The organism is Streptomyces fradiae ATCC 10745 = DSM 40063, from assembly GCF_008704425.1.
Lineage (GTDB): Bacteria > Actinomycetota > Actinomycetes > Streptomycetales > Streptomycetaceae > Streptomyces > Streptomyces fradiae.
Genome location: NZ_CP023696.1, coordinates 1,458,999 through 1,484,711 on the forward strand (window position 1 = coordinate 1,458,999; position 25,713 = coordinate 1,484,711).

17 protein-coding genes are annotated in these 25,713 nt (G+C 75.7%); 7 read left to right on the forward strand and 10 right to left on the reverse strand.

Annotated elements, in window-relative coordinates; all coding sequences use genetic code 11:
- The first annotated feature begins 52 nt into the window (after window positions 1-52).
- Entirely contained in the window at window positions 53-1,360 is a 1,308-nt protein-coding gene (locus tag CP974_RS06505) for a DUF1254 domain-containing protein (RefSeq protein WP_031134712.1), read from the forward strand.
- Window positions 1,361-2,122: 762 nt separating this feature from the next.
- On the opposite strand, the gene CP974_RS06515 is transcribed toward CP974_RS06505, so the two are convergent.
- Complete coding sequence (locus CP974_RS06515; RefSeq protein WP_031134713.1) at window positions 2,123-2,788, reverse strand: winged helix-turn-helix transcriptional regulator; 666 nt, start codon at window positions 2,786-2,788, stop codon at window positions 2,123-2,125.
- 84 nt (window positions 2,789-2,872) lie between these two features.
- Between CP974_RS06515 and CP974_RS06520 the strand changes: the two genes are divergently transcribed.
- Window positions 2,873-4,084: a pyridoxal phosphate-dependent aminotransferase gene (locus CP974_RS06520; RefSeq protein ID WP_031134716.1), complete on the forward strand. Its 1,212-nt coding sequence runs from the start codon at window positions 2,873-2,875 to the stop codon at window positions 4,082-4,084.
- A gap of 225 nt (window positions 4,085-4,309) precedes the next feature.
- A complete protein-coding gene (locus tag CP974_RS06525; RefSeq protein WP_373276710.1) occupies window positions 4,310-5,095 on the forward strand; it encodes a DUF2293 domain-containing protein in 786 nt (261 codons plus the stop codon).
- Here the strand turns inward: CP974_RS06525 and CP974_RS30820 are convergent.
- The 3 genes from CP974_RS30820 to CP974_RS06540 form a co-directional block, all read right to left on the reverse strand.
- Complete coding sequence (locus tag CP974_RS30820) at window positions 5,059-5,829, reverse strand: chaplin (RefSeq protein ID WP_031134721.1); 771 nt, start codon at window positions 5,827-5,829, stop codon at window positions 5,059-5,061. The genes CP974_RS06525 and CP974_RS30820 overlap by 37 nt on opposite strands.
- Before the next feature lie 110 nt (window positions 5,830-5,939).
- Window positions 5,940-7,175 carry an SWIM zinc finger family protein gene (locus tag CP974_RS06535; protein WP_031134723.1) on the reverse strand — a complete coding sequence of 412 codons (1,236 nt, stop codon included), beginning with the start codon at window positions 7,173-7,175 and terminating at the stop codon, window positions 5,940-5,942.
- A gap of 284 nt (window positions 7,176-7,459) precedes the next feature.
- On the reverse strand, window positions 7,460-10,447 hold the full coding sequence (locus CP974_RS06540) for an SCO1167/SCO6262 family helicase (protein WP_223844359.1): 2,988 nt from the start codon (window positions 10,445-10,447) through the stop codon (window positions 7,460-7,462).
- A gap of 139 nt (window positions 10,448-10,586) precedes the next feature.
- On the opposite strand from CP974_RS06540, the gene CP974_RS06545 reads away from it, so the two are divergent.
- Window positions 10,587-10,895, forward strand: coding sequence for a DUF6343 family protein (locus CP974_RS06545; protein ID WP_031134174.1), 309 nt, complete (start codon window positions 10,587-10,589; stop codon window positions 10,893-10,895).
- A gap of 596 nt (window positions 10,896-11,491) precedes the next feature.
- Here CP974_RS06545 and CP974_RS06550 read toward each other — a convergent pair.
- The 4 genes from CP974_RS06550 to rpsA form a co-directional block, all read right to left on the reverse strand.
- Window positions 11,492-11,863: a tetratricopeptide repeat protein gene (locus CP974_RS06550; protein ID WP_031134172.1), complete on the reverse strand. Its 372-nt coding sequence runs from the start codon at window positions 11,861-11,863 to the stop codon at window positions 11,492-11,494.
- A gap of 50 nt (window positions 11,864-11,913) precedes the next feature.
- Window positions 11,914-12,525, reverse strand: coding sequence for a dephospho-CoA kinase (coaE, locus tag CP974_RS06555; RefSeq protein WP_031134170.1), 612 nt, complete (start codon window positions 12,523-12,525; stop codon window positions 11,914-11,916).
- Between the two features lie 225 nt (window positions 12,526-12,750).
- A complete protein-coding gene (locus CP974_RS06560; RefSeq protein WP_031134168.1) occupies window positions 12,751-13,692 on the reverse strand; it encodes a PAC2 family protein in 942 nt (313 codons plus the stop codon).
- 243 nt (window positions 13,693-13,935) lie between these two features.
- The gene (gene rpsA, locus CP974_RS06565; protein ID WP_031134166.1) at window positions 13,936-15,435 is read right to left on the reverse strand and encodes a 30S ribosomal protein S1; all 1,500 of its coding nucleotides are present in this window, start codon (window positions 15,433-15,435) and stop codon (window positions 13,936-13,938) included.
- A 411-nt stretch (window positions 15,436-15,846) separates the two neighbouring features.
- On the opposite strand from rpsA, the gene CP974_RS06570 reads away from it, so the two are divergent.
- Together CP974_RS06570 and CP974_RS06575 are read left to right on the forward strand one after the other, a co-directional pair.
- A complete protein-coding gene (locus tag CP974_RS06570) occupies window positions 15,847-16,680 on the forward strand; it encodes a class I SAM-dependent methyltransferase (protein WP_031134164.1) in 834 nt (277 codons plus the stop codon).
- A 4-nt stretch (window positions 16,681-16,684) separates the two neighbouring features.
- Complete coding sequence (locus CP974_RS06575) at window positions 16,685-19,378, forward strand: ATP-dependent RNA helicase (protein WP_150485778.1); 2,694 nt, start codon at window positions 16,685-16,687, stop codon at window positions 19,376-19,378.
- Between the two features lie 414 nt (window positions 19,379-19,792).
- On the opposite strand, the gene CP974_RS06580 is transcribed toward CP974_RS06575, so the two are convergent.
- The gene (locus tag CP974_RS06580; RefSeq protein ID WP_031130348.1) at window positions 19,793-21,589 is read right to left on the reverse strand and encodes a lytic transglycosylase domain-containing protein; all 1,797 of its coding nucleotides are present in this window, start codon (window positions 21,587-21,589) and stop codon (window positions 19,793-19,795) included.
- 256 nt (window positions 21,590-21,845) lie between these two features.
- On the opposite strand from CP974_RS06580, the gene CP974_RS06585 reads away from it, so the two are divergent.
- On the forward strand, window positions 21,846-22,679 hold the full coding sequence (locus tag CP974_RS06585) for a DUF4184 family protein (RefSeq protein WP_031130349.1): 834 nt from the start codon (window positions 21,846-21,848) through the stop codon (window positions 22,677-22,679).
- Between the two features lie 252 nt (window positions 22,680-22,931).
- Here CP974_RS06585 and polA read toward each other — a convergent pair whose 3' ends face one another.
- Window positions 22,932-25,640, reverse strand: a complete 2,709-nt coding sequence (gene polA, locus CP974_RS06590; RefSeq protein WP_031130351.1) for a DNA polymerase I — start codon at window positions 25,638-25,640, stop codon at window positions 22,932-22,934.
- Window positions 25,641-25,713 lie beyond the last annotated feature (73 nt).

The following is a 25,713-nucleotide window of genomic DNA, read 5'->3' on the forward strand; positions in this document are numbered from 1 at the left end:
ACTGTGCCCGACCCGGCGTAACCCACTCGTCACACTACGGAGTCGATGAGGTATGAGCATGCTGTCGGCTGATCCGCGGACCCTGGCCCGCGAGGCGTACACCTATCTCTACCCGCTGGTCATGATGGACGTCACCCGCCGACAGGCCACCTCGCCCCTCGCAGCGGGGAGGCCGGGCTACGGTCCGCCGAACGAGTTCCACCACATGCGCGAGTTCCCGTCGGCGGACTTCCGTGCCGTGGTGCGGCCGAACTTCGACACGCTGTATTCGACAGCCTGGCTCGACCTGACCGGCGGCCCGGTGGAGCTGCACGTCAGCGACACCGCCGACCGGTACTTCATGCTCCCGCTGATGGACATGTGGACCGACGTGTTCGCCACCATCGGCCAGCGCACCACCGGAACCGGCGATCAGGACTACCTCGTCGTCGGACCCCACTACTACGGCACTCCCCGGGACGGTGTGACGGTGCTCCGGGCGCCCACGCCGTACGTGTGGGTCATCGGCCGGACGCAGACCAACGGCCCCGCCGACTACGAGGCCGTCTGGAAGGTCCAGGACGGTTACACCCTGACCGCGGTTCCTCCGCGCGGGTACGACCTCGACGGCGACATCGACGTGACGGCCGACGCGCTCGCCCTGGTGAACGGGCTCAGCACGGTCGACTTCTTCCGGTGGGCCGCCGACGCGCTGGCGGTCAACCCGCCCCATGCCGCGGACTTCTCCACCCTGGCCCGCATCGCGCACCTCGGTATCGTGCCGGGCCGGCAGTTCGACCCGGGCCGGTTCACCGAGGCCGACCTGGCCGAGATCGACGCCGGCGCGCAGGAGGCGCGCGCGGCGATCCTCGGCTCGATGGCGACCTTCGGCGTCGGGGCGAACGGCTGGCGGACCTCGCTGGACACCATGGGCGTCTACGGCAACAGCTACTTCAAGCGCGCCGGGGTCGCCGCGGGCGGTCTCGGCGCCAATCCTCCCGAGGACGCCGTCTACCCCGTCCTGGCCGCCGACGCCGACGGCGAACCCGTCAACGGCGACAACGACTACCTCCTCAGGTTCGACGCCGCCGCGATGCCCCCGGCCAGCGCCTTCTGGTCGGTCACCATGTACGACGCCGAGGGCTTCCAGGTCGCGAACGAGATCAACCGCTTCGCCCTGGGCGACCGCGACGACCTGGTCTACGACGAGGAGGACGGCTCGCTCACCCTCTACATCTCGCGGCACAACCCCGGTCCGGAACGCGAGCCCAACTGGCTGCCCGCCCCGTCCGGCCCGCTGGGAATCACCATGCGCCTCTACGCCCCCGAGCCCGACGTGCTCGACGGCACCTGGAACCCGCCGGCGGTCACCAAGGCGTGACGGGTCGTTCCACGAGGAGTCGTCCCGCGGGACCGGTACCCCCGCCGACCGTCCACCGCCGGCCCCCGCCCGCCGTCACGCCCACGGATGGCCGGCGAAGGCCCTGGCGAGCGTGTCGACCGCCTACACGCGGCACATGATCGCGGCGGATGGTCATGAGGAGCGGATCAGTCGTCACCAGGAGCCGCGCCTGTCCCGGCATCGGCCTGGTGCACGACCGCGTCTGGGCCGCCGTCCAGCGAGGCGAACGTGCGGTTCCACGTACGCCTCGGCTTCCAGGTCACCGCCGAGGTCCGGCTCCCCGACGACGGTCCCCGCACGCGGCGCATGCGCAGGAATCGCCGCTGAGAGTCCGAGGATCCGGCCGGCGGGGCTCAGACCGCCTCGCCGTCCTCGCCCGGCCCCGGCGCTTCCGGATCGGGCGGCGGGCGCGGGGCGTCGCCGCCACCGGGCGTGCGGCGGACCGTTCCCACCCCCGGTGTCCCGACCGCGAACCGGCTCCGCCCCGGTGCTCGGCGACGGGCGTGCACGCGCTCAGCCCGGCCGCTGCCCCCTCGCCGGCCGCGTCCACGTCGGGCCCCTCCAGCCGTACCGATGACCCGCGGCCGGCTGCGGGGGGGGCGGGGCGCAGCCGACGGCAGTACGGCGGCCACCGGGGACTGTGGCCACCGGGGCGGCACGGCGGCCACCGGGCACCGTGGTGCCGCCCTCCCGGCCGCGATACGCCGGTCCTGGCGGCGGCCACCGGGGAGCGCGGGGCCCTCAGCCCGTCCCGGTCTCCCCCCGGAGCGCGGCGGCGAGCGGGCTCTCCCCCGCCACCTCGACACGCCCCGCCTTCACCCCGGCCGCCAGGCTCAGCCCCCCGCCGCCGACCTCGGCGCAGGTCGCCGCGTCCATGCGCAGCCGGGCGTCGGGCCCGTCGGCGGGCCCGTCCCCGTACGCCGGGGCTCCGCCGCCCAGGCGGACGTGGAACACGCCCTCGTCGAGCCGCACCTCCACCACCCCCGGCTCGCCCGCGGCCTCCAGGGCGTCGAGCAGCGGCACGGCGAACCAGTGGGCCCGCACGGCGTCCGTCGGGCGGGGACCGGCCAGCTCGGGGGCGCCCCACCGGGCGAGTGCGCGCAGCACCGGCAGCAGCCCTCGGCCCCGGTCGGTCAGCTCGTACACGTACGCGGAGGAGGGCGGCGGAAGGCGGCGGCGGGTGGCCAGGCCGTCGCGCTCCATGTCCCGCAGCCGCGTGGCCAGCATGTCGGTGCTGACGCCGGGCAGGTCGGCGTGGAGGTCGGTGTAGCGGCGGGGGCCGGCGAGGAGTTCGCGGACGATCAGCAGGGTCCAGCGGTCGCCGGCGGCGTCGAGGGCGCGGGCGGCGGCGCAGTACTGGTCGTAGCTGCGGCGGCGGTCGGCGGAACGCGTGCTCGGACGTGGCATGCGACGCAGTCTAGACGTCTTGTTGGACTTTCCAAGCTCCAGCTTGGTAAAACCAAGCAACACTCATCCCGTGGAGGTCGCCGTATGGAGTTCCGGCAGTCGAGCAAGCTGAGCGAGGTCTGCTACGAGATCCGCGGCCCGGTGATCGAACACGCCAACGCCCTGGAGGAGGCGGGCCACAGCGTCCTGCGCCTCAACACGGGCAACCCGGCGCTGTTCGGGTTCGAGGCGCCGGAGGAGATCCTCCAGGACATGATCCGGATGCTGCCCCGCGCGCACGGCTACACCGACTCACGCGGCATCCTCTCCGCCCGCCGCGCGGTCGCGCAGCGCTACCAGGGCATGGGGCTCACCGGCGTCGGCGTGGACGACGTCTACCTCGGCAACGGAGTCTCCGAACTGGTGTCCATGGCCGTCCAGGCACTGGTCGAGGACGGCGACGAAGTGCTCATCCCGGCACCGGACTTCCCGCTCTGGACGGCGGCCACCACCCTCGCCGGGGGGCGGCCCGTGCACTACCTGTGCGACGAGTCGTCCGACTGGTACCCGGACCTCGACGACATGGCCGCGAAGATCACCGACCGCACCCGCGCGGTGGTCATCATCAACCCCAACAACCCCACGGGCGCCGTCTATCCGCGCGAGGTCGTCGAGGCCATCCTCGATCTCGCGCGCCGCCACCACCTGATGGTCTTCGCCGACGAGATCTACGACCAGATCGTCTACGACGACGCCGTCCACCACCCGGCCGGCGCCCTCGCGCCGGACCTGGTCGTCCTCACCTTCGGCGGCCTGTCGAAGACCTACCGGGTGGCGGGCTTCCGGTCCGGCTGGCTGGTCGTCAGCGGCCCCCGGCAGCACGCCCGCGACTACCTGGAGGGCCTGACGATGCTGGCCTCCATGCGGCTGTGCCCCAACGCCCCGGCGCAGTACGCGATCCAGGCGGCGCTCGGCGGCCGGCAGTCCATCGGGGAGCTGACCGCGCCCGGCGGCCGGCTGTACGAGCAGCGCGACCGGGCGTGGGAGAAGCTCAACGAGATCCCCGGCGTCTCCTGCGTGAAGCCGCGCGGCGCGCTGTACGCGTTCCCGCGCCTCGACCCCAAGGTCCACCCGATCCACGACGACGAGAAGTTCGTCCTGGATCTGCTCCTGCGCGAGAAGATCCAGGTGGTGCAGGGCACCGGCTTCAACTGGCCGCGCCCCGACCACTTCCGCATCCTCACGCTGCCGTACGCCGACGACCTCGACGCGGCGATCAGCCGGATCGGCCGCTTCCTGAGCGGCTACCGGCAGTAGGGCGGGCGGCGCCCGCGCGCTCCGCCGGAGCCGGTCCGCACCGGAGCAGGTCCGCCGGAACCGGGGCGCCGGAACCGGGGCGCTGGAACCGGGGCGCTGGAACCGGGGCGGGTGGGGCGCCGGGCGGGAGCGGGCCGGGGCGTGGGACCGCGCGGGGCGGTTTCGGGGCGGGAGCGGGGCGGGGATGACCCCGACGACGTACGGCTTCCCCCAGGGAGGTGCCCCGTGGCGGTGGAACCGGAGGTGGTGGAGCCGGTCGTCGTGGTGGAGCCGCTGCGCCCGCGCGCACGCTGTGCGCGGTGCCGCACGGGCCCGCTGCGGCGCCTGGTGCTGGAGTCGTCGGCGCCGCTGTGCCTGCCGTGCGCGGGGCTGGCGCACCTGGTCTACCTGCCGCGCGGCGACGCGGCCCTCACCCGGCGCGCCCGCGAGGCGAGCGTCCTGTGGGCGGTGGTCGTACGGCACGACCGGCGCCGCACCCGGTACGAGCGCCAGGGCGTCCTCGTGGAGGAGGCGGCGCTGGCCCGTGCGGAGGCGGCGTGCCGGGCCGACGCGGCGGCGCGGGCCCGCCGCCGGGCCAGGGACGCGGAGCGGCGCGCGGCGGAGGACGTGCGGTTCACGGCCGAGCTGGAGGCGGAGATACGGCGCCTGTTCCCCGGCTGCCCGGCCGACCGGGCCGCCGGGATCGCCGCGCACGCCTCGGTGCGCGGCAGCGGACGCGTGGGCCGTACGGCGGCCGGGCGCGCCTTGGACGAGGGCGCGGTCACGGCGGCGGTGCGCGCCTCCGTACGGCATCGGGACACCCCGTACGACGCGCTCCTCGCGGACGGGGTGGCGCGCCGCCAGGCCCGTGCGCGGGTGGCCCCGGCCATCGCGGCCGTGCTCGCCTCCTGGCGCCCCGGCGGCGATGCCGGGCACCCCGCCGTGGACGGTGGTGCCGGGCACCCCGCCGGGCACCGGGCCGGGCGCGCGGCGGGTCAGGCGCGGGCGGCCGACGGGCGCGAGCGGCGGTAGAGCAGCGCGCCGGCGAGGACCAGGGCGGCGGCGGGCAGGCCGATGCCGACGAGGTCGCCGCTGCCCGTGACGGCCAGGGACGGCGCGTGCGCCGGCGCGGGCGCGGGGGCCTCCTCCGCGGGCTTCGGGGCGGCCGGCTCGGCCGGCTCGGCCGGTTCCTCGCTCTTGGGCGGTGTGGTGGGCTCGGCGGGCTTCGGCGGGGTCGTGACCGTGGGCGGCGTGCCGCCGCCGTTGACGGAGGAGTTGCCGAAGACCGGGTTGCCGATGCCGACCACGTCGACCGAGTTGCCGGAGACGTTGGCCGGCAGGTCGACCGGAAGCTGGACGCCGTTGCCGGAGATCACGCCGGGCGAGCCGACCGCGGCGCCGTCGGCGGTCGCGCCGCCGCCCCCGTTGCCGCTTCCGCTGCCGCCCGCCCCGTGACCCGAGCCGCCCTGGCCGGAGCCGTGGGGCGTACCGGGCTTGTCCTTGTGCGAACCCTGGGCGCCGCCGCCCTTGTTGGCGCACGCGTTGCCGAACGCGGGGTTCAGCAGCCCGACCACGTTCACCGTGTTGCCGCACACGTTGACCGGGACGTGCACGGGAAGCTGCACCGTGTTGCCCGAGATCACGCCGGGCGAGCCGACCGCCGCGCCGGACGCGCCGGCGTCGGCCTGCGCCGAGCCGGCGGCCAGCGCGAGGGCGCCACTCGTGGCCATCAGAATGACCAGACCATTTCGGCGACTGTGCCTCATGGCTTCCTGCCTTCCGGAGTCGTTCACGGGCGATCGCCCGCACTCCGGTTAACGCGTCGGCGGCGTACGGGTTATGACGCAGCCCGCTTTCACCCGATCGAGCGGGTTCCTCAGGCCCCCAGCAGACCGGAGAGCGCGCCGACCGGGTCCGTGTCGGGGATGCCGCGCGGCCACCAGTCCTCGCGGCCCGCGTCGGACTCGTACCCGTACCAGAGGCCGTCGCGGCCGTAGCGGAGCTGGAGCGTGGCCGTGGAGAGCCGGTTCCGCCACGGGCGGAAGTGCGGGAAGTCGGCGGCCGCCAGCGCGGGCCTGGCCCGGTCGAAGGGCCCGGCCGGCGGGTCCCACGCCTCTTCGAGGACGACGAGCCCCGCCGGGCCGCCCTGCCGCCAGGCGGCCACGGCACGGGCCAGGTCGGCGGGGGCGCGGCCCACGGCGGCGGCGAGGTCCCGGTACAGCGCGCGGGTGGAGGCGGTCAGTCCCGAGCCGGGATGGGCGGCGGCGAGCCGGACCGCGTCCTGCCACGGGGTCAGTCCGGCGACCGGGTCGCGGCCGGTGGTCAGTTGGGTGTGCGCGCGGGCGGCCGCCTCGGTGGCGAGGAGTTCCAGCGCGAGCGGGTCGGGCGCGCCGGGGGCCTCGGGACAGGCGGGTGGGCGGCCGGGGTGCGCCGGGGCGGGCAGCGGAGGGGGCAGGGCGGCCGTCGGCACGGCCGTGACGGCTTCGCGGGCCGGGACGGTCGGCACGGGCGGGGGCGGCGCCGCACCGGCCTCGGCGGCGGAGCGGGCGGCGCTGCGGTGGCCGAGCGCGGCGAGGATCTCCTGCTCGCCCCGGCCGCGCATCAGGAAGAGCGTGAACGGGTCCTCGTCGAGGAGGCGGGCCGCCTGGTAGCAGAGGGCGGCGGCGTGCTTGCAGGGGTACCCGTCGTCGGGGCACGAGCAGTCGGGGACCAGGTCCCCGGCGTGCGGGAGCAGTCCGGTGAGGTCGGCCAGCGCGTGCGGGACGTCCTTGTCGAGCAGGGCCGCCATGTGGTCGGGCCGCGCCGCGGCGGCGTCCAGGAAGGTCTCCCATTCGTCGTCGCCGAGGACGTGGAGCCGGATCTGCGTGCGGTACGGGCGCGCGCGGCTGCCGTGGACGTACGCGGTGACCCGGCCGGGCGTGACGGTGATCGCGTCCACCAGGCCACGGCCGGCGTAGGCGCGCCCTCGGGCGAGGCGGGCCGGGTCGAGGGCGGTCTCCTCCAGGGCGGCCACCCAGGCGTTGCCCCACCAGGTGGCGGCGAACGCGCCGTCGGCGGCGGTGACGGCCGGGAGCTGCGGGAAGGTGCGCCGCCGGTCGTCGTGGTGGGGCAGCCCGGAGCGTGTCCCTCCCCCGGGCCGCCGCGCGGCGGGCGGACGCGGACCGTGCCGGCGCGCGTCCCGTGATCGGCTGTCCCGGCCGTACGGGCTCGCGGGGCGGCCGTCGCCGGCGGCGTGGCTCCCGGCTGGGGCGTGGCTCCCGTCTGCCGCGCGGCCCTGGCCGGCGGGGTGGTGCGGGTCGGCGGCCGGGCGGGGGGCGGTGGGGCGGCCGTCCCGGCTGGACGGGTCGGCGGGGAGGGCGGGATCGGCGGGGCGGTGCGGGTCGGCGGGGTCGGGGATCACGACGGCCTCCTCAGGGACACGAGGTCCGCCAGTTCCCGGTCCGTCAGCTCGGTGAGAGCGGCTTCGCCGGAGCCCAGCACGGCGTCGGCGAGAGCGCGCTTGGCCGTGAGCAGCTCGGCGATGCGGTCCTCGACGGTGCCCTCGGCGATCAGCCGGTGGACCTGGACGGGCTGGGTCTGGCCGATGCGGTAGGCGCGGTCGGTGGCCTGCTCCTCGACGGCCGGGTTCCACCAGCGGTCGTAGTGGACGACGTGGCCGGCGCGGGTGAGGTTGAGGCCCGTGCCCGCCGCCTTCAGGGAGAGGACGAAGACGGGGACCCCGCCCGACTGGAAGCGGTCGACCATCCGCTCGCGCTCCGCCACCGGGGTGCCGCCGTGCAGGAGCTGGGAGGGGATGGCCCGGGCGGCCAGGTGCGCGGTGAGGAGGCGGGCCATCGACACGTACTGGGTGAAGACGAGCACCGAGCCGTCCTCGGCCAGGACCGTGTCCAGCAGCTCGTCGAGGAGGGCCAGCTTCCCGGAGCGGCCGGCGAGCCGGCGCGTGTCCTCCTTCAGGTACTGCGCCGGGTGGTTGCAGATCTGCTTGAGCGAGGTCAGGAGCTTCATGATCAGGCCGCGTCTGGCGATGCCCTCGGAGCCCTCGATGGCGGCCATCGTCTCGCGGACGACGGCCTCGTAGAGGGACGCCTGCTCGCGGGTGAGGGAGACCGGGTGGTCCGACTCGGTCTTCGGGGGCAGCTCGGGGACGATGCCGGGATCGGACTTGCGCCGCCGCAGCAGGAAGGGGCGGACCAGCCGGGCCAGCCGCTCCACCGCCTCCTCGTTCTCGATCTCCTCGCCGTTCTCGACGGCTCGCGCGTGGCGGGCGCGGAACGCCTTCAGCGGGCCGAGGAGTCCGGGCGTCGTCCAGTCGAGCAGCGCCCACAGCTCGGACAGGTTGTTCTCGACGGGTGTCCCGGTGAGCGCGACGCGCGCCGGGGCGGGGATGGCGCGCAGCGCCCTGGCGGTGGCGGAGAACGGGTTCTTCACGTGCTGCGCCTCGTCCGCGACGACCATGCCCCAGGGGTGCGCGGCGAGCTGCGCGGCGCTGGTGCGCATCGTGCCGTACGTGGTGAGGACGAATCCGCCGTCGCTCCCGCCGAGCGTGCGGGCCGTGCCGTGGAAGCGGCGGACGGGGACGCCGGGGGCGAAGCGGCGGATCTCCCGCTGCCAGTTGCCGAGGAGGGAGGCGGGACAGACCACGAGGGTCGGCTCGCGGCGGGCCCGGCGCAGGTGGAGGGCGATGAGCGTGACGGTCTTGCCCAGGCCCATGTCGTCCGCGAGGCAGCCGCCGAGACCGAGCGAGGTCATCAGGTCGAGCCAGGCGAGACCGCGCAGCTGGTAGTCGCGCAGCGTCGCGTCGAGGCCGGGCGGCGGGGCGGTCGCCGCGGGCCCGGCGACGAGCCGGTCGCGCAGCTCGGCGAGTGCTCCGACGGGCACGGCCGGAACGGTCTCGCCGTCGACCTCGGCCGCCCCGGTGAGCGCGGCGGCGAGGGCGTCGACCGGCTCCAGCAGGCCGAGCTGCCGTTTGCGGGCCTTGCGGACGAGGGCCGGGTCGACGACGACCCAGCGGTCGCGCAGCCGTACGACGGGCCGGTGGGCCTCGGCGAGGGCGTCCATCTCCCGCTCGGTCAGCGGGTCGCCGTCGAGGGCGAGCTGCCAGTCGAACCGGAGCAGGCCGGCACCGTCGAAGAAGGCCGTGCCGTCCGTCGCCGAGCCGGGGGCGGGCCGGACGACGGCGGTAGCGGTGAGGGAGCGGGCCAGCTCGCGCGGCCAGTGCACGGTGACGCCCGCGGCGTCGAGCTTGGCGGCGGCGGGACCCAGCAGCTCGTACAACTCGTCCTCACCGAGCGCCAGCACCGCGGGGACGGGAAGCTCCAGGAGACGGCCGAGCGGGGGCCACACACGGGCGGCACGGCGCAGCGCGAGGACGGCGTCGACCCGCGCGCGGGGCCCGAGGCGGTCGTCGTCCGCGCCGGCCCACAAGGCTTCGGCGTCGATGACGAGAGCGGGGTCGGCGAGGCTGTGCACCTGGACGATCGCCGCGGCGGCCCGCCGCTCCCCGGTCCGCTCGGGGTCGGTGTCGAACAGCTCGTACGAGGAGAGGTCCAGGCGCAGCGAGACGCGCACGCCCGCGTCCATCCCGGCGGCCGCCTCGGCCGCCCACGCGCGCGCGTGGGGCAGCCGCTGCGGTGCCCACGCGGCGAAGGGCGCCCCCGCCGCGTGGGCGGCGGCAGGCGTGCGGGGCAGGCTGTCGGCCACGGCGTCGAGGAAGGCCCGCACCAGCGCCTCGGGCTCGGGCAGCCGGAGCGGCCGTCCCGGCACGGGCACGGCGTGCGCCTCGAACGGCATGGCGGCGGCGATCGCGCGCAGGTGGGCGATGTCGTCGGCGTCCAGCGGGCCGGCGCGCCAGGCGTCGAGGTCGTCGCCGGTGAGGCCGGGCAGGAGCCGGCCGCGTGCGAGCAGGTGCAGCCCGTGCAGGGCGGCGGCGCCCCAGCAGGCGGCGGCGGGGTGGGCGTGCGGGTCGTGCCGTGCGGCCGCGAGCAGCGGCAGGGCGTCGGCGACGGGCAGCAGCACGGCGGGCACGCGATGGCTGCGGGCTCCGCCGCCGTGCCGCCGGACGACGGTGAGCGTGCCGGGCTCCCCGGCCGTGCCGGGCTCCCCGGGCGCGGCGGTCTCCCCGGCGGCGCCGGGCACTCTCCTCGGGCCGGGCGGCGCACCGGTCCCGACGGACGGGGCGCCCGCCACGCCGGTCCCGCGCGCGTCTCCGGGCGTCTCACCGGGCGTACGGAGCGCGTCGGACCGGGCCGGGGCGGGAGGCGGCGCCGGCAGGGGGCCGCCACCGGGCGACCAGAAGGCGACACGGCCGTCGCGGGGCAGGGCCGCCGGGAGGAACACGGCGGCGCAGCCGTGCGGCACCCGCGGGCGCTGCGGATCGTCGATCATGGCCGGTCACCTCCCTGACGTGTTCCCCGGCGGTCGGGTCCTCTGCTCACCGACCTTACGGCGGGGGTCTGACAACGGGCTCCGCGCGCCCGCGTCAGGGGGCGCTCCACGGGTACCCGCGCGCGGGAGGAGGGTGCGTATGCGCACGGGGAACGAACCGGTCACCGCCCGCAGTCCACTGCGGCTGCGGCTCGGGCTGGGTGTGTGGGGTCTGCTGTGGGCCCTCGCCGGGACCGTCGCCTTCGCCCTGGTGGGGCGGACGGGCTGGGCGATCGCCTGCGGGGTGCTGCTTCTGATCGTGGCGACGGACGTGGTGATGATCGTGCGCCACATGCGGCAGGGCGCCCGCTACCAGCCGGGGCGGGACGTGCCGCCCTTCGAGCCGTCGCGCCCCGGTCGCGACGGGCGCCCGTGGCGGCGGCGCGGCGGTCCGCCCCCGCAGCCGTGACGCCGTGACCGGCGCCGGTGCCTGCGCCGGCCGACGTGTGGCGCCGGGCAGGCGGGCAGGCGGGCGGGCTCGATGGGCGGGACGGGCGGCTGGGGCGGCTGGGCCGGCTGAGGGCAACCGGTGGGCGGGCGCTACGGAGGCTGAGGGCGCGCGGCCGGGCGGGACGCGTGGCCGGGGGCGCGTGGCTGGAGGCCCGCCGTGCGGGGCGGGACGGGTGCTGTACGCGGGGGCGGCCTGCCGCGCGGGCGGATGGTGGGGCCCCGCCGGATGCCTGAAGGCGCCGGGCATGCGACCGCAAGCCGGGCGGGCCGCGGACGGTGAGGAGACGCGGGTGAGGGCACCGGGGCGCGACGCCGGAGCCGGGGCGGGGCCGCGGGCCGGGGCGGGCGGCGCGGGCCGGGGCGGGCGGCGCGCCGGGGGTCGCTCCCTGTCAGGCACCGGCCGGCGCGCGAGGGCACGGCCTCGACCAGTGGGCGGGCGCCGCGGGCCCGGGTCGTCACCCGCCGAGGCCGTAAGCCGGCCGGCGCCGGTGAAAGGGCGTCCCGCTACGGCAGGCGGGCCCAGGCACGGGCGGGGTTCCGCCGGGACGGCGTCCGTCAGGCGGAGCCGTCGTCGAACCGGGCCGCCTCGACGTACTCGGGCTTCGGGTCGAGGGCCGCGGCCAGTCGGAAGTGCCGCTTGGCGTGCTGGGGGCGACCGGCGCGCTGGAGCGTGCGGGCGAGCCCGAAGTGGGCGAAGGCGTTGTCCGGCTCGCGCTCCAGGACGATCTCGAACTCGAGCTCGGCCGGGCGCAGCTGCGCCGCCGCGAAGAAGGCGCGGGCGCGCAGCAGGCGCGCGGCGGTGTTCTCCGGGTGGGCCGCGATCACGGAGTCGAGCAGTTTGACGGCGCCGCGCGGGTCCCGTGCGGCCAGCAGCTGCTCGGCCGCCCGGTAGTCGATGACGTGGGTTTCCGGGTTGCTTTCGGGCACGGTCGGTTCCTTCCCCTCGCTGGGGGCGTTCAACAGTCCGCGCGGCGCGCCTATTCCACCGCGGTGCGGGCCGCGCGGGCCGCCAGCTCCTCCCACACGGCCCGGACCTGCCGCTCCAGCGCTTCCAGGGGGCCGTCGTTGTCGACGACGTAGTCGGCGATGGCGCGGCGCTGCTCGGCGGTGGCCTGGGCGGCCATCCGGGCGCGGGCCTCGGACTCGGTCATGCCCCGGAGCCGTACGAGGCGGTCGAGCCGGGTCTCCTCGGACGCGTCCACGACCACCACCACGTCGTAGAGGGGCGCGAGGCCGTTCTCGGTGAGCAGCGGCACGTCGTGGACGACGACCGCGCCGGGCTCGGCGGCGGCCTGGAGCTCGGCGGAGCGGGCGCCGACGAGGGGGTGGACGATGCCGTTGAGCGTGGCGAGGCGCTCGGCGTCGCCGAAGACGATGGCGCCGAGCTTGGGCCGGTCCAGCCTGCCCTCCGCGGTCAGGACGCCGGGGCCGAACGCCTCGACGACGGCGGCCAGCCCCGGTGTGCCGGGCTCCACCACCTCGCGGGCGATCCTGTCCGCGTCGACGAGGACGGCGCCGTACGAGACGAGGAGGCGGGAGACCTCGCTTTTGCCGGCGCCGATTCCACCGGTGAGACCTACGGTCAGCATGAGCGGAAGCTTACGTACTCCGCTGCGGCCCGGCACAGGGCGGGCCCGGCCCTGGCCGGTGCGGGCCGCCCCGGAGCCGGTGGCCGGCCGGCGCGGGGCGCCCCGGAGCGCGGGGTCGCCCCGCGGTGGTGCCGGGCCGGGAGGGACGCGGCGCGTCGTCGACGGACGGCGGCCCCGGCGGTTGGAGTCGCCGGGGCCGCCGTCCGGTCCGGCTCGACGCCCGTCCTACGGCGTGTCGCCCTCGCGCTCGGCGAGGAACCGCTCGAACTCCTGGCCGATCTCCTCGGCGGACGGCAGGTCCACCGGCTCCGCGACGAGGCTGCCGCGCGTCTCGGCGCCCGCCATCGCGTCGTACTGGTGCTCAAGCCCCTTCACCAGGGCGACCAGCTCCTCGTCGCCCTCGCCGATCTGGCGCTCGATCTCCGTCTGCGTGCGCTGTGCGGCGGTGCGCAGATTGTGCGCGACGGTCGGCAGGACCAGGCCCGTCGCGGAGGTGATCGCCTCGACGGCGGTGAGCGCCGCGTCGGGGTACGTCGAGCGGGCCACGTAGTGCGGGACGTGCGCGGCGACGCCGAGGACGTCGTGCCCGGCCTCCATCAGCCGGTACTCGACCAGCGCGACGGCACTGCCCGGCACCTGTGCCTCGTCGAAGGCGGTGCGCTGCCCCGGTACGAGGTCCGCGCGGTTGCCGTGCGGGGTGAGGCCGACGGGGCGGGTGTGCGGAACGCCCATGGGGATGCCGTGGAAGTTGACGGTGAGGCGGACGCCGAGCCGCTCCACGATCTGCCGTACGGCGGCGGCGAAGCGCTCCCACTCCACGTCGGGCTCCGGCCCGGAGAGCAGGAGGAACGGGGCCCCGGTGGCGTCCTGGACGATCCGCAGCTCGATCGCCGGCGTCTCGTAGGCGGTCCAGCGGTCGCGGCGGAAGGTGAGCAGCGGGCGGCGCGCCCGGTAGTCGACCAGGCGGTCGTGGTCGAAGCGGGCCACGACCTGGTGCGGCAGGGTCTCCAGCAGGTTGTCGACGATCTGCTCGCCGGTCTCGCCCGCGTCGATGTATCCGTCGAAGTGATAGAGCATGATCAGGCCGGCCGACTCCTGGGTCATCGCCATGTCGGCGACGGCCAGGCCCTTCGGCTCCCATGCGTACAAATCCTGCGGATCAAGCACGATTACCGCTCCTCCTCGTGTTCCCAGGGAACAACGTGCCACGAGCCGCTGACATTCCCGCCGGGTGCCTCCGCCCCGCCGAACCCGGCCCCGGTCCGGCGGGGGCGGTGAGTGGGGGCGACGAGCGGATGAGCGGGGGGCGGGGGGCGGGGGGTGGCCCGTGCGAACGCATCGAGGCCCACCCCCGTCGGGGGTGGGCCTCGATGTCACCGGCTAGGAACTAGCGGGTCGGTCCTGAGCCGTTCAGCTCTGGCCGCCGGCCAGCTTCTCGCGGAGGGCGGCGAGCGCCTCGTCCGACGCCAGGGCGCCGGAGTTGTCGTCCGACTCCGAGGAGTAGGAGCCACCGGTCGGCGCACCGGCACCGGCGGGAGCGGCGGAGCCACCCTCGGCGGCGGCAGCGGCGTCGGCCTCGCGGGACTTGATGACCTGGGCCTGGTGCTGCTCGAAGCGCTGCTGCGCCTCGGCGTACTGGGTCTCCCACGCCTCGCGCTGGGCCTCGTAGCCCGGCAGCCAGTCGTTGGTCTCCGGGTCGAAGCCCTCGGGGTAGATGTAGTTCCCCTGGTCGTCGTAGGACGCGGCCATGCCGTACAGGGTCGGGTCGAACTCGACCGACGCCGGGTCGGCACCGAAGGACTCGTTGGCCTGCTTCAGCGAGAGGCTGATGCGGCGGCGCTCGAGGTCGATGTCGATGACCTTGACGAAGATCTCGTCGTTGACCTGGACGACCTGCTCCGGGATCTCCACGTGGCGCTCGGCCAGCTCGGAGATGTGGACCAGACCCTCGATGCCCTCGTCGACGCGGACGAACGCACCGAACGGAACCAGCTTCGTGACCTTACCCGGGACGACCTGGCCGATCTGGTGGGTCCGGGCGAACTGCTGCCACGGGTCCTCCTGCGTCGCCTTCAGCGACAGGGAGACGCGCTCGCGGTCCATGTCGACGTCCAGGACCTCGACCGTGACCTCCTGGCCGACCTCGACGACCTCGGACGGGTGGTCGATGTGCTTCCAGGACAGCTCGGAGACGTGGACCAGACCGTCGACGCCACCCAGGTCCACGAAGGCACCGAAGTTGACGATCGAGGACACGACGCCGGAGCGGACCTGACCCTTCTGGAGGGTCGTGAGGAACGTCTGGCGGACCTCGGACTGGGTCTGCTCCAGCCAGGCACGGCGGGACAGGACCACGTTGTTGCGGTTCTTGTCCAGCTCGATGATCTTGGCCTCGAGCTCCTTGCCGACGTACGGCTGGAGGTCGCGGACACGGCGCATCTCGACGAGGGAGGCCGGCAGGAAGCCACGGAGGCCGATGTCGAGGATGAGACCACCCTTGACGACCTCGATGACGGTGCCGGTGACGATGCCGTCCTCTTCCTTGATCTTCTCGATGGTGCCCCAGGCACGCTCGTACTGGGCGCGCTTCTTCGAGAGGATCAGGCGGCCTTCCTTGTCCTCCTTCTGGAGGACGAGGGCCTCGATCTCGTCGCCGACCTTGACGACCTCGTTCGGGTCGACGTCGTGCTTGATCGAGAGCTCGCGGCTCGGGATGACACCTTCGGTCTTGTAACCGATGTCGAGCAGGACCTCGTCCCGGTCGACCTTCACGATGACGCCGTCGACGATGTCGCCGTCGTTGAAGTACTTGATCGTCTCGTCGATCGCGGCGAGGAAGGCTTCCTCGTTACCGATGTCGTTGACCGCAACCTGCGGGGTGGTGGCGGTGGTCTCGGTGCTGCTCGTCATGTGGGAAAGGGCTCCGGTACGGACATTGAAGTCGTAGGCACTGCTACGCCGAGAGCCCGTATCGCAGCTGCAGAAGCCGGACAGCCAAGGAAGCGCCGATCCCGTGGACCGGGAGGCGCCTCGACAACCGAGGGGACATACAACAGATGCGAGCGCGGCCTGCTCCGTCTGAGGCGCGCAGGCCCGCAGCGCAACCTTTAGCATACGGGCGCCGTGGGGCAGGGTCAATGCGCGAAGGCGCCCACCGGGGGCGCAATCCCGCATACCCGGCACAACTAAGCTGGACCGAGGCCATCCTGGCCGCCGCCCGCCGGCGACACGCCGGGGCGCACGCCCCCGCGCGGCGCGGCCGTCGAGCGCCGGTCGCGGCGTCCGGGCTCGCGCTGTGCGCAAACTACAACGACGGACGAGATGATCCAAGAGTACGAGCCCGAGGCGACCCGCCGCGCGACCGGGGACGCGGAGAGCAGCCGGGCCAGCCGCGGCTGGTGGGACCGGAACGCCGACGAGTACCAGAGCGAGCACGGCGGCTTCCTGGGGGACGACCGCTTCGTGTGGGGACCCGAGGGGCTGGACGAGGCCGAGGCCCGGCTGCTGGGCCCGGACGGTTCGCTGCGCGGTCTGGACGTCCTGGAGATCGGCGCGGGGGCGGCGCAGTGCTCCCGCTGGCTGGCGGCGCAGGGCGCCCGTCCGGTGGCGCTGGACCTCTCCCACCGCCAGCTGCAGCACGCGCTGCGCATCGGCGCGGACGGGCTGCGGCCGGTGCAGGCCGACGCGGGCGCGCTGCCGTTTCGCGACGGCTCCTTCGACCTGGCCTGCTCGGCGTACGGGGCGGTGCCCTTCGTGGCCGACCCGGTGCGGGTGTTCCGGGAGGTGCGGCGGGTGCTGCGCCCCGGCGGCCGGTGGGTGTTCTCGGTGACGCACCCGATCCGCTGGGCGTTCCCGGACGAGCCGGGGCCCGAGGGGCTGACGGTGGCCGCCTCGTACTTCGACCGCACCCCGTACGTGGAGCAGGACGAGCGGGGCCGCGCGGTGTACGTGGAGCACCACCGGACGCTCGGCGACCGGGTGCGCGACGTGGTGGCGGGCGGCTTCCGGCTGGTGGACCTGGTGGAGCCGGAGTGGCCGTCCTGGAACGGCCAGGAGTGGGGCGGCTGGTCCCCGCTGCGCGGCAACCTCATCCCCGGTACGGCGGTGTTCGTGTGCGAGCGGGACGAGCGCGGCCCCCGCGGCGGGGCGGTGTGACCGGGTGATCCGCGAGGAGGAGCGGGAGCGCCTTCCCGTACGGCACGCCCTGCCCGCACTGGAGCGGGCGCTGGACGGGCACGGGGCGGCGGTGCTGTGCGCGCCGCCCGGCACGGGCAAGACCACGCTGGTGCCGCTGGCGCTGGCGGAGCGGGGCGCGCGGGTGGTCGTGGCGGAGCCCCGGCGGATCGCCGCGCGGGGAGCGGCCCGGCGCATGGCGTGGCTGCTGGGCGAGGAGGTCGGCGGCCGGGTCGGGTTCACCGTGCGGGGCGAGCGGGTGGTGTCGCGGGAGACCGCCGTCGAGGTGGTGACGACCGGCGTGCTGCTCCAGCGCCTCCAGCGGGACCAGGAGCTGTCCGGGGTGGACGTGGTCGTCCTCGACGAGTGCCATGAGCGGCATCTGGACGCGGACACGGTCGCGGCGTTCCTGCTGGACGTGCGGGCGGCGCTGCGGCCCGAGCTGCGGCTGGTGGCCGCCTCGGCGACGACGGACGCCGAGGGGTGGGCGCGGCTGCTGGGCGGCGCGCCCGTCGTGGCGGCGGCGGGTACGGCGTACCCGGTGGAGGTCGTGTGGGCCCCGCCGGGCAAGCCGGTGCGGCCGGCGCACGGGATGTTCGTGGATCCGGCGCTGCTGGCGCATGTGGCGGGGGTGGTGCGGCGGGCGCTGGGCGAGCGTGACGGTGACGTGCTGTGTTTCCTGCCGGGTGTGGGTGAGATCGCCCGTGTGGCGGGGCTGCTGTCGGACCTGGGCGGGGTGGAGGTGCTCCAGGTGCACGGCCGGGCGCCCGCCGCGGTGCAGGAGGCGGTGCTGTCGCCGGGCCGGGGGCGGCGGGTGGTCCTGGCGACGGCGGTCGCCGAGTCGTCCCTGACGGTGCCGGGGGTGCGGGTCGTGGTCGACTCGGGCCTGGCCCGTGAGCCGCGGGTGGACCACGCGCGGGGGCTCGGCTCCCTGGCGACGGTACGTGCGTCGCGCGCGTCGGCGCGGCAGCGGGCCGGGCGGGCCGGGCGTGAGGCGCCGGGCGCGGTGTACCGGTGCTGGGCCGAGGCGGAGGACGGGCGGCTCCCGGCGTATCCGGCGCCGGAGATCCGGGTGGCGGACCTGACGGGGTTCGCGTTGCAGGCCGCGGCGTGGGGCGACCCCGACGCGTCGGGGCTGGCCCTGCTGGACGCTCCCCCGGCGGGTGCGATGGCGGCGGCGCGTGCGGTGCTGGAGGCGGTCGGCGCGGTCGACGCGCGGGGCCGGGTGACCGGGCGGGGTGCCCGGATGGCCCGCCTGGGCCTGCATCCCCGGCTGGCGCGGGCCCTCCTGGACGGTGCTCCGCTGGTGGGGACGCGCCGGGCGGCGGAGCTGGTGGCGCTGCTGGGCGAGGAGCCGCCGCGCGCGTACGGCGACGACGTGGCCGCGGCGTGGCGGGCCGCCCGGCGGGGCGGGGACGCGTACGGGGCCCGCTGGCGCCGCGAAGTGGGGCGGCTGGAGCGGCAGGTGGCGGGGCGTGGCGGTGGAGCGGGTGGGGGCGGTGGGGGTGACGCGGTGGCCGGTGGTGGGGTCGGGCGCGGTGGCGATGGCGCGGTGGCCGGTGGTGGGGTCGGGCGCGGTGGCGATGGCGCGGTGGCCGGTGGTGGCGGCAGGGCCGTGGCCGGTGGGTTCGGTACCGGAGGGGCGGTGGGGGGCGGCTCGGGTGGGGCCGGTGGGGCCGGTGGTGGTGGCTCGGTGGGGGCGGGGGGTGTCGGGGACGACGTGGCCGCCGGGATCGTGGTCGCCCTCGCGTTCCCGGAGCGGGTGGCACGCGCGCGGGGCGGCGGGTCCTTCCTGATGGTGGCCGGGACCGGGGCGGAGGCGGGCCGCGAGTCGGGGCTGCGCTCGGCCGAGTGGCTGGCGGTGGCCGTGGCCGACCGGCCCGCGCACTCCGCGTCGGCGCGGGTGCGGCTCGCCGCCGTGTGCGACGAGGACACCGCACGGCTCGCGGCCGGGCACCTGCTGGAGGCGGGCGACGAGGTCCGGTGGCGGGACGGTGACGTCGTGGCCCGGTCGGTGGAGCGGCTCGGGGCGGTGGAGCTGGCCGTGCGGCCGCTGCGCGAGCCCGCGCCGGAACTCGTGCGGGAGGCCCTGCTGGAGGGTCTGCGCCGGGAGGGCACGGGGCTGCTGCGCTGGTCCCCGGACGCGGTACGGCTGCGGGAGCGGCTGGCGTTCCTGCACCGGGTCGTGGGGGCCCCGTGGCCGGACGTGTCGGACGCCGCGCTGGTCGAGCGGGCCGGGGAGTGGCTGGAGCCGGAGCTGTCGGGGGCGCGGCGGCGGGCCGGGCTGGCGCGGATCGACGCCGGTGAGTCGCTGCGGCGGCTCCTGCCGTGGGCGGGCGGCGAGGCGGCGCGGCTGGACGAGCTGGCGCCGGAGCGGATCGAGGTCCCGAGCGGCTCGCGGATCCTGGTCGGTTACGGCGGTGAGCAGCCGGTCCTCGCGGTGAAGCTGCAGGAGATGTTCGGACTGGCGCGGACGCCCCGGGTGGCCGGGGTGCCGGTGCTGGTGCACCTGCTGTCGCCCGCGGGGCGCCCGGCGGCGGTCACGGCCGATCTGGAGTCGTTCTGGCGGGACGGCTACCGGGCGGTGCGGGCGGAGCTGCGCGGGCGCTACCCGAAGCACCCGTGGCCGGAGGACCCCGCGGCGGCTCCTGCGACGCGGCGGACCAACCCCCGGCGCTGAGGCGGGGCTGCCCGGCGGGCGGCGGTCGCTCCGGGAGTCCGGTCGGTACGGCCGACGCGGCGCCCACGCGCGTCGGCGCGGTACTCCCGCCCGCGCCGACGCGTGCGCGCGCTTCCGGGAGCGGGGCAGGCCCCGGTTCAGCGGCGGCCCGTCGAGGCGCGTACGCGGCGGTGGGCGGGGCCGCGGCCCGGCGGACAGCTGTGCCCCGCCTACGCACTCGGAGGGACTCCGGCTCGGGCGGTTGTCTCGTGCCTCTCACACCCGGGGGCCGGTGCGGCGTCCCGGGCGGCTCAGACCCGGGGGCCGCTGCGGGGTGGCGTGCCGGCCCGCGCGGGGCGGCCTCGCACGGCGGCGGCCCGCCGGCCTCCGGTGGGTGAGGCGGGCGGGCCGTACGGGAGGAGCCGGCCGGGCGGGTCAGGCGGCGGCGACGGACAGGGTCACGGTGAGCGTCGCGCCGCCCCGGGTGGTGAGGCGCAGCTGCCACGTGCCGGTCAGGTCGTCCGCGTACAGGGGCGGCAGCTGGAGGACGCCGTTCTCGTCGGTCGTGAGGCCGGTGAGGGTGCGGACCGGCTCGTCCCGGACGCCCTTGAAGTACGGGCCCTCGGCGGCGGTCGTCCGCGTGCCGTCGGCGGCCTCCGCGACGACGGTGGCGGTCAGCTCGGCGCCGGGGACGGGGGCGCCCTTGCGGGTGGCCTTCACGGTGAGCCGCTGGGCGAACTCGCCGCCGGGGGCCGCCGTCAGCGGGGCCTCGCCGCTCTGCGCGGCGAGCGTGTCGGCCGCGCCGGTGGTGACCGTCGCGGTGAAGGCGAGGGGGTCGACGGCCGGGCGCCCGGCGACGACGGCGCGCACGGTGAACTCGCCGGTCCGCTCCCCGGCCCGCAGCGCGGGCGCGGTGGCGGTGCCGTCCTCGCCGGTGGTGACCGTGACGGCGGAGGCGCCGTCCGCGAAGCGGGCGTCCGTGTCCCCGGCTATCTCGAATCGGATCGCCACCCGCTCCACGGCCTTGCCCTGGGCGTCGCGGGCGACGACGGACACGCGCCCGGCGAACTCGGTGCCGGCCGGCGCGGTGAGCGCGTCGGTCCCGGCGTCCGCGAGGCGGTGGACGCGTTCGGCGGGGGTCGGCGGCTCGGACGGCTTCGTGGGCGTCGGGGTCGGGGCCGGGGTCGGCTTCGGAGCCGTCGGCTTCGGGGAGGGGGTGGGCTTCGCCGGGACGGTCTCCACGGGGGCCGGGGTGGGAGACGGGCTGCCCGCGCCGGGGCTCGGGGCGGGTGTGCCGGTGCCCGCGCCGGGCCTGGCGCCGGGCTTGGCGCCCGGCTTCGGGGCGGTGCTCGGGGACGACGGCCGGGCCGACGGGGCCGGGAGGGCACCGGGCCGGATACGGGGCCGGGTGTCGCTGCGCTCGCCGGGCTGCACACCGGTGCCGTCGGGCACCTGGTGCGTGCCGCGCTTGTAGAACTCGAACCAGGACAGGACCGTGCGGAGGTACTCGCGGGACTGGTTGTAGCTGAGGATGGCCCGGTCGAGGTCGGCCTTCACCGCGAGGTCGCGGTTGTTGGCGCACAGGTACATGCCGGCCGCCTGGGCGGCGTCGTAGATGTTGTTGGGGTCCTTGCGGCCGTCGCCGTTGGCGTCCTGGCCCCAGGAGGCCCAGGTGGACGGGATGAACTGCATGGGGCCGACGGCCCGGTCGTGGCGGGTGTCGCCGTCGTGGACACCGCCGTCGGTGTCGGTGATGTTGGCGAAGCCGTTGCCGTCGAGGACGGGCCCCAGGATGCGCGACAGGGTCGTGCCGTCGGCGTCGACGCGTCCGCCGCGGGCCTGGCCCGACTCGACCTTGCCGATGCCTGCGAGGAGTTGCCAGGGCAGGTTGCAGCCGGGCCGGGTGGTCCTCAGATGCTGCTCGGCCCGCTTGTAGGCGTCGAGGACCGTGGCGGGGATGCCCGCTTCGGCGGGGCCGGTGACGACGGGGCCGTCGCCGGGGCCCAGCGGGTTCGGGGTGTTGAGCGGCGGGAGGTCGGTGTAGTAGGGCGAGTCGCCGGTGGCGGTGGAGCCGGACGAGGTGGGCGGTGTCGCGTCGCCGGCCGGCTGCCCGCCGGCGGCGACGGGGGTGGCGCCCGGTGCCTGCGATGCCGAGAGCGCGGCCACGGCCGCGGCGGCGACCGCCGTGGTGGTGGCTCCCTTGCGCAGTCGACGGCGGATGTGCGCTGCCATGCGTCTGTCCCTCCCCGACAGGCGCCCGTCGGCGCCGAAGACCTCTGCCGCGCGCCCCGGTGCGCGGCTCAGGCGACCTTACGTCAACCGGCGGCTTGACCACACCGCGCGTTGACCGCTTTTCACGCTTTCGACACCGCTCGTCCGCGTCGTCGTTTCGGAGCTGACGGTGCCACATGTCGAGCAGCCGATGACCGATACTGACCGAGTTCGGATCAGGGGAACGTAAGGATCGAAGCCGGGGGGCCGCACGCTCATGCCGTTCACTCTCAGCCATGCCGCAGCGGTGCTGCCGGGGATACGCCGGACGGGCGCGGGCCGGGGCCCGCTGGTCGCGTCGGCGCTCGTGGCGGGGTCGATGTCGCCCGACATGACGTACTTCGCGGACAGCCTCGTACCGGGCGCCATGACGTTCGGGGACGTGACGCACGGCCTGCCGGGGGTGCTGGTCGTGGACCCGCTGATCGCCGTGCTGCTGACGGCACTGTGGCTGATGGTCCGTGAGCCCCTGGTGGCGCTGGTGCCGGGGCGGTGGCGGGGCCGGGTCTACGCGGTGGTGCGCGGCCGGCCGTGGCGAGAGTGCCGGCCCGCTGCGCTGGCGGTGTGGTTCTACCTGTCGGCGGTCGCCGGGGCGGCCACGCACGTCGTGTGGGACCTGTTCACCCATGCCGACCGGTGGGGCACGCGCGTCGTGCCGGCGCTCGGCGAGGTCGTGGCGGGCTTCCCGCTGTACGTGTACGCGCAGTACGGCGGGTCCGCCGTGGCGCTCGCGGTCCTCGTGTGGTTCGGGTACGGGGCGGTGCGCCGGGTGCCCGACGGCGAGGCCGCGGCGGCGCGGGAGGCGGCGGACGCGGTGCGGCCGGAACCGACGCGGCGGGGCCGGTGGCTGGCGGGCGGCCTGCTGGCGGGGTGCGTGGCGGCCGGGGTCGTCCACCGCTGCCTGCGGTGGTACGCGTACTGGGGGCGGATCGAGACGCCCCTGGACATCATCCCGACCGCCTGCTTCGGCGCGGGCGCCGGGCTGGCCGTGGGGGTCGTCCTGTACGGGGTCGTGGTGCGCCTGCGGTCAGGCGCCGGCGCCCGCGCCTGACAGGCCCGCGGGCCGCCGCACGGCACGGTGGGCCCGCACGGCTCGCGTGCACGGCTCGCGTGCACGGCTCACATGGACGGCTCACATGGACGGCGGGCTTCACGTGCACGTCTCGCGTGCACGTCTCGCGCGGAGGGCGGGGCCGGAGCGGCCGCCGTACGACCGCCCCGCCCCTCTCCCGCGTCCGGCGCACGCCGAACGGCCCGGCCCCGCGGCCGTGTTCGGGACGTGCCCCGTCGCGAGAGCGCGCGGTCAGTGCGCGGCGGACTCCCAGTCGCGGCCGACGCCCACGGACACGTCCAGCGGGGCCCGCAGCTCGACCGCCGACGCCATCTCGCGGCGCACGATCTCCTCGACCCGCTCCCGCTCCCCCGGCGCGAGCTCCAGCACGATCTCGTCGTGCACCTGGAGCAGCATCCGGGAGTCCAGCCGGGCCTCGGTCAGCGCCCGGTCGACGTTGAGCATGGCGACCTTCACGATGTCGGCGGCCGTGCCCTGGATCGGCGCGTTGAGCGCCATCCGCTCGGCCATCTCGCGGCGCTGCCGGTTGTCGCTGTTGAGGTCCGGCAGGTACCGGCGGCGGCCGAGCATCGTCTCGGTGTACCCGGTGGCGCGGGCCTCGTCGACGACGCGCCGCAGGTAGTCCCGTACGCCGCCGAACCGCTCGAAGTACGTGTCCATCAGGGCCCGCGCCTCGGCGGCCTCGATGTTCAGCTGCTGGGACAGACCGAACGCGGACAGCCCGTAGGCGAGCCCGTACGACATCGCCTTGATCTTGCGGCGCATCTCGGCGTCGACCGCGGACTTGTCGACGCCGAACACCTGGGAGGCGACCGTGGTGTGCAGGTCCTCGCCGGAGGTGAACGCCTCGATCAGGCCCGCGTCCTCCGACAGGTGCGCCATGACCCGCAGCTCGATCTGGCTGTAGTCCGCGGTCATCAGCGCGTCGAAGCCCTCGCCGACGACGAAGCCCCGGCGGATGGCGCGGCCCTCGTCCGTGCGGACCGGGATGTTCTGCAGGTTCGGGTCGGTGGACGACAGGCGGCCGGTCGCGGCGACCGTCTGGTTGAACGTGGTGTGGATGCGGCCGTCGCCCGCGACCGTCTTGATCAGGCCCTCCACCGTGACGCGGAGCTTCGCCTGCTCCCGGTGGCGCAGCATGAGCACGGGCAGCTCGTGCTCGGTCTGCGCGGCGAGCCAGGCCAGCGCGTCCGCGTCCGTCGTGTAGCCGGTCTTCGTCTTCTTGGTCTTCGGCAGGTTCAGCTCGCCGAAGAGGACCTCCTGGAGCTGCTTGGGCGAGCCCAGGTTGAACTCGTGGCCGACCGAGGCGTGCGCCTCCTTGACGGCCTGCTGGACCGCGCCGGCGAACTGCTGCTCCATCGCCTCCAGGTGCGGCCGGTCCGCGGCGATGCCGTACCGCTCCATGCGGGCGAGCAGCTCGGACGTGGGCAGCTCCACCTCGTGCAGCAGCCGCGTCGCCCCGACCTCCTCCAGGCGGGCCGTGAACGCCTCACCCAGGTCGAGGACCGCGCGGGCCTGGGTCATCAGCGCGTCGGCCTCCGCGGTCTCGTCCGCGCCGAAGGCGAGCTGGCCGTCGGCGGACGGCGGGGCGAGCTCCCGCCCCAGGTACTCCACGGCGAGGGCGTCCAGGGCGAAGGAGCGGCGGCCCGGCTTCACCAGGTACGCGGCGAGCGCCGTGTCCATGGTGACCCCGGCGACGTTCCAGCCGTGCTCCGGGAAGACCCGCATGGCGGCCTTCGCGTTGTGCAGGACCTTCGGGCGGGCCGGGTCCGCGACCCACGCGGCGAAGGCCCGCTCGTCGCCCTCGTCCAGCTGCGACGGGTCGAACCAGGCCGCCGCCCCGTCCGCCGTCGCGAGGGCGACCTCGGAGACGCTGCCGACGCCCAGGGCCCAGCTGTCGACCGTGGCCATGCCCAGCGGCCCGGCCCCGTGCCGCTCCAGCCAGGGCGCCAGCTCGCCGGAGCCCAGCACCGCACCGTCCAGCTCCACCCCGGCGGCCGGGGCGGGGGCGGCCTCCTCCTCGGCGCCCGGGTCCACGGCGAGCAGCCGGTCCCGCAGGCTCGGGTTGCGGATCTCCAGGACCTCCAGGAAGCCCTTCAGCGCCGTCCGGTCGTACGGGGCGCGCTCCAGCTCGGCCACCTGCTTGGGCAGCTCCACGTCCCGCACCAGCTCGGTGAGGTGGCGGTTGAGCTTCACCGCCTCCAGGTGGTCGCGCAGGGCCTGGCCGACCTTGCCCTTCACCTCGTCGGCCCGCTCGACCAGCTCCGCGAACGAACCGAACTGGGTGATCCACTTGGTGGCCGTCTTCTCGCCCACGCCGGGGATGCCCGGCAGGTTGTCCGACGGGTCGCCGCGCAGCGCGGCGAAGTCCGGGTACTGGCTCGGGGACAGCCCGTACTTCTCCTGCACCTTTTCCGGGGTGAAGCGGGTCAGCTCCGAGACGCCCTTCGTCGGGTACAGCACCGTCACGTGGTCGGTGACCAGCTGGAAGGAGTCCCGGTCGCCGGTGACGATCAGCACCTCGTAACCGGCCGCCTCGGCCTGCGTGGCGAGCGTGGCGATGATGTCGTCCGCCTCGAACCCCTCCACGGCGAAGCGCACGGCGTTCATCGTGTCCAGCAGCTCGCCGATCAGCTGCACCTGGCCCTTGAACTCGTCGGGCGTCGACGAGCGGTTCGCCTTGTACTCCGGGAAGTCCTGCGTGCGCCACGTCTTGCGGGACACGTCGAACGCCACCGCGAAGTGGGTGGGCGCCTCGTCGCGCAGCGTGTTCGCCAGCATCGACGCGAAGCCGTAGACGGCGTTGGTCGTCTGCCCGCCGGACGTCGTGAAGTTCTCCGCGGGCAGGGCGAAGAACGCCCGGTACGCCAGGGAGTGCCCGTCCATGAGGAGCAGGCGCGGACGGTCTTGCGCGGTCTTCTTCGATGCTGTCTCAGCCACGCCCCCGATCCTGCCACGCCCCACTGACAACCGCGGACGGGCCTGCCGCGCCGTGGGTGCGGCGTGACAGGAT